The sequence below is a fragment of the Lentzea sp. NPDC060358 genome (assembly GCF_042725365.1).
In the GTDB taxonomy this organism is placed as follows: Bacteria; Actinomycetota; Actinomycetes; order Mycobacteriales; family Pseudonocardiaceae; genus Lentzea.
Genome location: NZ_JBHXCW010000360.1, coordinates 1 through 5801, shown reverse-complemented (window position 1 = coordinate 5801; position 5801 = coordinate 1). Strand labels below are relative to the sequence as shown.

Annotated in this window: 5 protein-coding genes and 1 tRNA gene; 4 read left to right on the top strand and 2 right to left on the bottom strand. The window is 70.6% G+C overall.

The window, feature by feature from the left end; genetic code table 11:
- Positions 1-64 precede the first annotated feature (64 nt).
- A complete protein-coding gene (locus ACFWGZ_RS38950; protein WP_382456612.1) occupies positions 65-721 on the bottom strand; it encodes a fasciclin domain-containing protein in 657 nt (218 codons plus the stop codon).
- Between the two features lie 142 nt (positions 722-863).
- Between ACFWGZ_RS38950 and ACFWGZ_RS38945 the strand changes: the two genes are divergently transcribed.
- Positions 864-2054, top strand: a complete 1191-nt coding sequence (locus ACFWGZ_RS38945) for an amidohydrolase (RefSeq protein ID WP_382456611.1) — start codon at positions 864-866, stop codon at positions 2052-2054.
- A 205-nt stretch (positions 2055-2259) separates the two neighbouring features.
- Here the strand turns inward: ACFWGZ_RS38945 and ACFWGZ_RS38940 are convergent, their stop codons facing one another.
- Positions 2260-2406 (bottom strand): hypothetical protein, encoded by a 147-nt coding sequence (locus ACFWGZ_RS38940; RefSeq protein ID WP_382456610.1) that lies wholly within the window; start codon positions 2404-2406, stop codon positions 2260-2262.
- 298 nt (positions 2407-2704) lie between these two features.
- On the opposite strand from ACFWGZ_RS38940, the gene ACFWGZ_RS38935 reads away from it, so the two are divergent.
- The 3 genes from ACFWGZ_RS38935 (at position 2705) to ACFWGZ_RS38925 (ending at position 5768) form a co-directional block, all read left to right on the top strand.
- On the top strand, positions 2705-4969 hold the full coding sequence (locus ACFWGZ_RS38935; protein ID WP_382456609.1) for a M4 family metallopeptidase: 2265 nt from the start codon (positions 2705-2707) through the stop codon (positions 4967-4969).
- 38 nt (positions 4970-5007) lie between these two features.
- A complete protein-coding gene (locus ACFWGZ_RS38930; protein ID WP_382456608.1) occupies positions 5008-5652 on the top strand; it encodes a lysoplasmalogenase in 645 nt (214 codons plus the stop codon).
- Between the two features lie 42 nt (positions 5653-5694).
- Positions 5695-5768: transfer RNA gene (locus tag ACFWGZ_RS38925), tRNA-Lys, on the top strand.
- Positions 5769-5801: the final 33 nt, after the last annotated feature.

Below are 5801 nucleotides of genomic sequence, written 5' to 3'. Positions count from 1 at the left end.
AAAAACTCCGGGAACCGTGTGGTGCACGGTTCCCGGAGTTCGCGGTGCTGCTGCCCTGGAGATGTCAGGCGGGCATCAGCACCGTGTCGATGAGGTAGACGGTGGCGTTGGCGGTCTTGACGCCGCCGCAGATGACGTTGGCGTCGTTGACCTTGATGGCGTTGCCGGAGCCGGTGACCTTGACGGTGCCGGTCTCGACGGTCTTCTGGTCGCCGGCGATCTTGTCGGGGGCGATCTGGCCGGGGACGACGTGGTAGGTGAGGATCTTGGTCAGCAGGGCGTCGTCGGTCTTGAGCTTCTCGATGGTGGCGGGGTCGATCTTGGCGAAGGCGGAGTCGACCGGGGCGAAGACGGTGAACTCGCCGCCGTTGAGGGTCGAGACCAGGTTGACCTTGGGGTTGAGCTTGCCGGACACGGCGCTGACCAGGGTGGTGAGCAGCGGGTTGTTGCTCGCGGCGGTGGCGACCGGGTCGGCGGCCATGCCGGACACGGAGCCGGCGCCGGAGGGGACCTGCTTGGCGTAGTCGGCGCAGCCGGGGCCGACGAGGTTCGCGGCCGGGTCGGCCATCGCGGAGGTCGACGGTGCCATCGAGGTCGACATGGGCGCGGAGCTGGAGCCGGTGCCGCTGCTGGCCATGTCACCCGAACCGCACGCCGCGCCGAACAGGGCGAGCGACGCGGCGCCGATGGCGAGGACGGTGTTGCGGACGGTCTTGTTCATGACGAGACATCTCCAAAGAGTCATCGAGCGGTTGCTGCTCGTGATTCGGCGCCCCCTGGGGAGTGGATGGGTGCGGTTATCGATCCGTTACCCAACGGGCTTCGCCGCCGGTGGAGACCGTGCGGATGACAGGATCTCCGGCATGACCGACCTGCACGAGCTGTACCGCGACCTGCACCGGCACCCCGAGCTGTCCCTGCAGGAGTTCCGCACCGCGGGCGTGCTCGCCGACGCCCTGCGCCCGCTGGGTTACGAGGTCACGACCGGGGTCGGCGGCACGGGCGTGGTCGGCGTCCTGCGCAACGGCGACGGGCCGGTCGTGCTGCTCCGCGCGGACATCGACGCGCTGCCCGTGCTGGAGACGACCGGGCTGCCCTACGCGTCGACTGCTCGTGCCACCAACGCCCAGGGCGAGGACGTGCCGGTCGCCCACGCGTGCGGGCACGACCTGCACGCCACCTGCCTGGTCGGGGCCGCCGAGCGGCTCGCGCGGGACCGGGCGCAGTGGGCGGGGACGGTGCTCGTGGTCTTCCAGCCCGCCGAGGAGCTGGGCGTCGGCGCGCGGAACATGGTCGAGGACGGGCTGTTCGAGCGGTTCGGCACGCCGGAGGTCGTGCTGGCGCAGCACGTCGCGCCGTTGCCCGCGGGGATGATCGCGCACGGCAGCGGGCCGGTGATGGCGGCGTCCGACTCGGTGCGCGTCACGTTGCACGGGCGCGGTGGGCACGGGTCGTCGCCGGAGTCCGCCGTCGACCCGGTGCTGATGGCGGCGCATGTCGTCGTGCGGCTGCAAGGCATCGTCTCGCGCGAGATCGCACCGAGTGAGCGTGCGGTCGTCACGGTCGGACGGTTGCAGGCCGGTTTGAAGGAGAACGTGATCCCCGAGACCGCCGAGATCGGGATCAACATCAGGGCGTTCAACGACCACATCCGCGGCATCCTCCGCAGCGCCGTCGAACGGATCGTGCGCGCCGAGGCGCAGGCGTCCGGGGCGCCGCGCGAGCCCGAGTTCGACTGGTACGACGGCATGCCGGTGCTGGTGTCCGATCCGGACGCGACGGCGCGGACGGTGGCGGCGTTCGCCGAGCACTTCGGCGCGCCCGCGCTGATCCCCGGCGCGGTGGTCAACGCGAGCGAGGACGTCGGCGACTTCGGGGCCGCGGCGGGGATTCCGACCGTGTTCTGGTTCCTCGGCGGCACGGACTTCAGCGCGCGCGAGCCCGGCAAGGCGGTGCCGATGAACCACTCCCCCGAGTTCGCGCCCGACCTCGAGCCGACGATCACCACCGGGGTGGACGCGCTCGTCGTCGCCGCACGGGCCTGGCTCGCCTGACGGGCGGCGATCCCGTCGTACAGCACGCGCCGCAGCGCCTCGCTCTGCGCGGCCTGGGCCTCCGGGGCGCGCAGGGACGCGATCGCGGTGCAGCTTGTCCCCGAACTGGCGCGCGAGGCAGCCGCGGTGACGGTGTGCCGGCGCACGCCGATCCGGGTGGGCCCCAAGCCCGGCCTCGCGATCCCACCGGCTCTGCGCCGGCTGTTCACCGCGATGAACGCGCGGGGGCGTCGATCTTCGAGATCTCCCGGAGCGCCAACGACGAGTTCCTGGAACGCATGCGCGCCAAGGTCGCGCGGAACTTCGTGTTCTCGCCCGGCCAGTGCGCCACGGCCACTACTTCAACCAGCACGGCGAGGCGACGTTGCCGCGTCCCACCTCGACGTTCGGCACCCGGCGCGCGGCGAGCCGGTTCCCGGTGGAGGACTACGACCTCTCGGGGCAAACCGGCCAACTCGCCTGACAAAGGAATGTGCGGCACCAAGTCCCACAAATGCGGGCGAAAATCCGGGTGTGAATAAGTTAGTTCTTGTTAACGGGTCCCCGGGAACTCATTCTTTCCGTGCTCCGCCACCACATTCACCTCGACGAACCACCGGCCTCCCCTGCACCCGAGGACCGGTGTCTTCGCCCTGCACCGAGGAGAACCGATGCACGCCAGACGCACCTTCGTGCTGGCCGCGGCAGGCACGCTCGCCGCCGCCGTCCTGACCCAGACCGGCGCGCCGACCGCCGCCGCCCAGCCTCCCGGCCAGACGGCCGAGGCGATGGCCGTGGACGCGGCCGCGAGCCTCGTCGACAGCCGCCCGGCCCAGCTGCACGCCAGCGCGAACGACGCGTTCGTCCGCCACGGCGTCATCTCGTCCACCAACGGCCTGAAGTACGTCCCCTACGAGCGGACCTACAAGGGAATCCCGGTGGTGGGCGGCGACTTCGTCGTCGTCACCAACTCGACGGGCCAGGTCCTGCAGACCTCCGTCGGCCAGGACAGGACGATCGACCTCGCGAGCACCACCCCGTCGGTCACCGGGACGCAGGCGGAGGCCGCCGCGCGGGCCACCATGTCCACTGTGGACTCGGTCGGCGCCGCGTCGCAGGTCGTCTACGCGCTCGACTCCGCGCCGAAGCTCGCCTGGAAGGTCACGGTCACCGGCCGCGACTCCGAGGGCCCGAGCAAGCTCGACGTGGTCGTCGACGCCGCCACCGGCAAGGTCCTGCGCCAGCAGGAACGCGTCATGCACGGCACCGGCACCAGCGCGTGGAACGGACCCGTCACCATCGCCACCACGCAGTCCGGTTCGAACTACTCGCTGAAGGACCCGGCGCTCACCAACGTGAGCTGCCAGGACGCGGCGACCAACACGACGTTCACCAAGTCCTCCGACACCTGGGGCAACGGCACCGCGACCAACCGCGAGACCGGCTGCGTCGACGTGCTGTTCGCGGCGCAGACCGAGTCGAAGATGCTCTCGCAGTGGCTGGGCCGCAACGGTTTCGACGGCAACGGCGGCGGCTGGCCGATGCGCGTCGGCCTGAACGACCAGAACGCCTACTACGACGGCAGCCAGGTCCAGATCGGGCACAACAGCGCCAACCAGTGGATCGGCTCCATCGACGTCGTGGCGCACGAGCTCGGCCACGGCATCGACGACCACACGCCGGGCGGCATCTCCGGCGCGGGCACGCAGGAGTTCGTCGCGGACGTCTTCGGCGCCACCACCGAGTGGTACGCCAACGAGTCGTCGCCTTACGACACACCGGACTTCCTCGTCGGCGAGACGATCAACCTCGTCGGCCGCGGCCCGATCCGCAACATGTACAACCCGTCGGCGCTCGGCCACGCGAACTGCTACTCGTCGTCGATCCCGAACACCGAGGTGCACGCGGCCGCCGGCCCCGGCAACCACTGGTTCTACCTGCTCTCGCAGGGCACGAACCCGTCCAACGGCCAGCCGGCCAGCACCACGTGCAACAGCACGTCGATCACCGGCCTGGGCGTCGAGAAGGCCATCAAGATCTTCTACAACGCCATGCTGCTCAAGACCTCGAGCAGCTCGTACCTGAAGTACCGCACGTGGACCCTGACCGCGGCGAAGAACCTCTACCCCGGCAGCTGCGCGGAGTTCAACACCGTCAAGGCGGCCTGGGACGCGGTCAGCGTGCCCGCGCAGTCGGCCGACCCGACGTGCAGCGCGACCGGCACGGTCACCGTCGGCAACCCCGGCAACCAGTCCACCGCCGTCGGCACCGCGGTGAGCCTGCCGCTGTCGGCGAGCGGCGGCACCGCCCCGTACACGTGGTCGGCCACCGGCCTGCCCGCCGGCCTGTCGCTCAGCGGCAGCACCATCTCCGGCACTCCGACCACCGCCGGCACCTCGACCGTCACGGTCACCGCGCAGGACAGCACCGGCAAGAGCGGCAGCGCGTCGTTCAGCTGGACCGCCGGCACCGGCGGCGGCACCTGCTCGGGCCAGAAGATCGCCAACCCGGGCTTCGAGTCCGGCACGGCCTCGTGGACGGCGTCGTCCGGCGTCATCGGCCAGCACAGCGCGGACGGCGAGCCCGCCCGCACCGGCACCTGGTCGTCGTGGCTGAACGGCTACGGCTCGTCGCACACCGACTCGCTGTCCCAGTCGGTGGCGATCCCCTCCGGCTGCAAGGCGGCGCTGACGTTCTACCTCCACATCGACACCAAGGAGACCGGCGGCACCGTCTACGACAAGCTGACCGTCACGGCGGGCAGCACCACGCTCGGCACGTTCTCGAACACCAACGCCGCCTCCGGCTACGTGCTCAAGACGTTCGACGTGTCGTCCCTCGCGGGTCAGACGGTGACGTTCAAGTTCACCGGCGTGGAGGACGCCTCGCTGCAGACGTCGTTCGTGATCGACGACACGGCTCTGACGCTGAGCTGATCTGTCTACTCTGAACGCCTCGACGACGAGGGGCGTTCATGAGGAAGCAGGCGTACGCGGTCGCCGCGATCGTGGACTCGGTCGCGGCGACCGTGCCGGGCGCGGGAAAAGTGCGCAAGGCCACGAAGACCGCGCTCATGCCCGTCCTCGGCGCGGCCGCCCCTCCCCGCGACCCCGGCATGGCCGTGGGCCTGGCCGGTTCGTGGGCGGGTGACGTGGCCCTGCTCGGCACGTCCGACCGGGCGTTCCGCACGGGCCTGGTCAGCTTCCTGGTGGCGCACATCGGGTACACGGCGGCACTGGCGCGCAGGTCCTGTCCCGGCGCGCGCGGGGCTGTGGTCCCGATCGTCGCCGCCTCGGCCGCGGGCGCCGCCGTCTTCGCCCGCGCGGCAGGCCCGATGGGCAGGCCGGTGAGCCTCTACGCCCTCACGCTCGGCACGATGGTGGCCGCCGCCTCCACGGTCCGCGGTGCGGGATCACGACGGGTTTTCGTTGGTGCGGCGCTGTTCGCGGCCTCCGACGCCCTGCTCGGCGCGAGCCGGTTCGTCCTCGGAGGACGGGCGGCGAGGCTCGCCTCCGCCGGCGTGATGCCGACCTACACGGCAGCGCAGTGGCTCATCCACACGGGCTTCGCCCATGGCGGGCGACCCCCGCGTGAAAAGCCGGTGGATGCCCTGTGCTAACGTTCTTCGTGTCGGAAAGAGCAAGGCTCCGACATGGGTCAAGCGCCGCTAGCTCAGTTGGTTAGAGCAGCTGACTCTTAATCAGCGGGTCCGGGGTTCGAGTCCCTGGCGGCGTACACCGGAGAAGCCGGTCGAGATTCGTCTCGACC

What these genes read in the sequence shown, in the direction of transcription:
- ACFWGZ_RS38945 (WP_382456611.1), top strand. Translation starts at nt 864, where the DNA reads ATGACCGACCTGCACGAGCTGTACCGCGACCTGCACCGGCACCCCGAG.
- ACFWGZ_RS38950 (WP_382456612.1), bottom strand. Translation starts at nt 721, where the DNA reads ATGAACAAGACCGTCCGCAACACCGTCCTCGCCATCGGCGCCGCGTCG.
- ACFWGZ_RS38930 (WP_382456608.1), top strand. Translation starts at nt 5,008, where the DNA reads ATGAGGAAGCAGGCGTACGCGGTCGCCGCGATCGTGGACTCGGTCGCG.
- ACFWGZ_RS38935 (WP_382456609.1), top strand. Translation starts at nt 2,705, where the DNA reads ATGCACGCCAGACGCACCTTCGTGCTGGCCGCGGCAGGCACGCTCGCC.